This window comes from Flavobacterium sp., from assembly GCF_035456085.1.
Lineage (GTDB): Bacteria > Bacteroidota > Bacteroidia > Flavobacteriales > Flavobacteriaceae > Flavobacterium.
Genome location: NZ_DATIDY010000221.1, coordinates 1 through 2,955, shown reverse-complemented (window position 1 = coordinate 2,955; position 2,955 = coordinate 1). Strand labels below are relative to the sequence as shown.

The 2,955-nt window shown below is 34.7% G+C and carries 2 protein-coding genes; both read right to left on the bottom strand.

Translation table 11 applies throughout. The features are described 5' to 3' along the window. Nucleotides 1-1,160: M1 family metallopeptidase (locus VLC96_RS16770; protein ID WP_325264766.1), on the bottom strand; the 1,160-nt coding region annotated here is incomplete at its 3' end. Nucleotides 1,161-1,222: 62 nt separating this feature from the next. Continuing rightward, complete coding sequence (locus VLC96_RS16765) at nucleotides 1,223-2,800, bottom strand: S8 family peptidase (RefSeq protein ID WP_325264765.1); 1,578 nt, start codon at nucleotides 2,798-2,800, stop codon at nucleotides 1,223-1,225. Nucleotides 2,801-2,955: the final 155 nt, after the last annotated feature.

Below are 2,955 nucleotides of genomic sequence, written 5' to 3'. Positions count from 1 at the left end.
TCCATCCAAGGATGTTTTGATTCATTTGAAGCTAAAATGTGTTGAAACCAAGAATGTCCTAATTCGTGTGTTGCAGTTCCTAAAATTCCATCTGGTGTTCCATTTCCTAACATTAAAGTACACATGGCATATTCCATACCGCCATCGCCTCCTTGAATAAATGAATATTGTTTGTATGGATAATCGCCAACATTTTTATTATAAAAATCCATCACCTTTACCAATAATGGTTCAACTTTTCTCCAATTTTCAACCACCGATGGCGTGTTTTTGAAAAGGAAATGCAAATCAACATTATTTGGTCCTTTTACAATATCGTGTTGGTAATTTTTGTCAGCAGCCCAAGTAAAGTCATGGACATTTGGAGCAATAAAATGCCAAGTTAATGTTTTTGTTTTTTTAGGATATACCACAGTAACGCCTGCATCCTGATATCCGTGACCGATTTCATTAGGATTTTGCAAATACCCTGAACCTCCCAAAGTGTAGTCTTTATCAATAGTAATATTTACATCAAAATTCCCCCAAACACCATGAAATTCTCTGGCTATATAAGGATCAGCATGCCAACCTTCGAAATCAAATTCGGCCATTTTAGGATACCATTGCGCCATTGATAATTCGACACCTTCTACATTATTTCTTCCAGAACGACGAATTTGCACAGGTACCTGACCATCAAAATCCAGAGTGAAAGTTGTTTTAGAATTAGGTAAAATTGGTTTAGCTAAGGTTACTTCAAGAATTGTCCCAACCTCTTTTGCGACAGCAGAAACACCATCTTGTTTGAAATTTGAAATTTTCAAATAACCAATTTCGTTTGGCTTCAAATTTTTGATTCTACTTTCTTTTACCTCTTTGCCATCGACCTTGATTTTAGTTGCCATACGCGCATCAGGATCCTTGATAGTTTGAATTCTGGCATCCATTTCGCTGCCTGGTTGGAAAGCATTATTATACAAATGGTAAAATACTTTTGTAAGAGTGTCCGAAGAATTATTAGTGTAAATCAGTTCTTGTTTTCCTTTGTACTGATAATTTTTAACATCCATTGTTACGTCCATTTTGTAATCGACGCGTTGTTGCCAATACCCTTGGTTTTGGGCAAATAAACTTCCGGAACTTACAGATAATAATAGGAATAATAGAATTTTTTGCATTGTATTTAAAAATAAAAATGGAAGAGTTTTTGGCTCTTCCATTTGATTATATAGAAGTAAAATTATTTTTTAGACATTTTTTCTGCCATTAATAAAGCATTATATGCATTGACCATTTTTCCTGATTTAGAAGATTCGGCAGCCTTTTTTGCATCTTCTTTTTCGCCTAATAATACTACAGCCGGAAGTGGCGTTCCTGAATCTATCAGAATTTGTTTTACTTGTTTGGCAGATAATTTTGGATAATAAGAACGAATCAAAGCAGCAACTCCCGCAGCATTTGGTGATGCCATAGAAGTTCCTTGCAAATATTTGTATTTATTGTTTGGAATAGTTGCATAAATTTCGTCACCAGGTGCGTAAACATCAACATTGAAAGCACCATAATTTGAAAAAGATGTAATTACTCCTTCTCCATATTCATTATTTATTGCTCCAACTGTTAGCACATTTGCAGCAAATTCTTTTTTATTGTCATCAGAATCATTTGGGAAATTTGCATTTTCTGGCAAATCTACATTCAATCCATCATTTCCTGCTGCATGAACAAATAAAACGTCTTTCTTTTCGGCATATTTTATTGCATCATAAACCCATTGTTTGTGTGGTGAAAAACTTTTTCCAAAACTTCCATTGATTACTTTGGCACCATTATCAACAGCATAACGAATTGCCAATGCAATGTCTTTATCATATTCGTCACCATCTGGAACAGCTCTAACAGCCATAATTTCTACATTGTCAGCAATTCCGTCTCCACCAAGATTGTTACCTCGTACCTGAGCAATAATTCCGGCAACGTGAGTTCCATGTAACGCTTCTTCTTTGTCTGGTCCGTAAACTACATTGTTACCATATTTAGTGTTTGTAATATCATCGACATTATCACCAACAATTTTGCGGCTATCAAGTTCTTTGTTTAAATTATAATCAAGCTGGCTATGTACATAATCACTAAATTCTTTGAGTTGAGATCTAAAATCTGGACCTGCATTGGCCAAAATACGGCTCATAATCATTTTGCTTTTGGTCAATTCAGGATCTGTTGTAACGATTGCTTTTACATCATCAAGCGTATAATTCTCTTTGCCCAAATGTGTTTGAATCGCTTTATCTGTAGCTGTCAAAAAATCAACTTGTTCCTTGTCTTTCAGTGCCTTGTTGTATTTTTCTTCGTAGGCAGCTAAAGCGCTTTTGTAAGTCGCTGATCCGTCATCACCTTTTTTTACAATTCGGGTCATTTCCAAAGTTTCATGCACATCGTCTCCAAGGAAATTCCAACCGTGAATATCGTCTATAAATCCATTTTTATCGTCATCTTTTCCGTTACCAGCAATTTCTTTTTTGTTAGTCCAAACAACTCCTTTCAGATCTTCATGATCAATATCTACACCAGAATCAACAATTCCTACAATTACTTTGACCCCTTTTTTGCCTTTAAGTAATTCAGCATAAGCTTTGTCTACACTCATACCAGGAATACTGTCCTTTACCAAATCAAGATGAGACCATCTTTGTAGTTCTGATTCACTCAGGTTTCCTTTTTTGGCTGTATATGTAGTTGATGTTTGCGCATTGGCCGAAAGGCATAAAGATAAAGCCACGAATAATGCCGATGCTGTTAATTTTATTTTTTTCATCAGTATGTTATCAAGTTTAAGTAATAATTTCAAAAGTAGCAGAAGTAAAGCAAAAATTATGCAATCATTAACGGTTTTTTATGATAAAATGATTTTAGTAGTGAATTTTAATGTGTAAATAGATTTATTGGTGTTTTTATGTCCTTCTTTGTAAG

Bases quoted from the DNA above. Each gene is read 5' to 3' on its own strand.
- VLC96_RS16765 (WP_325264765.1), bottom strand. From the start codon at position 2,800: ATGAAAAAAATAAAATTAACAGCATCGGCATTATTCGTGGCTTTATCT.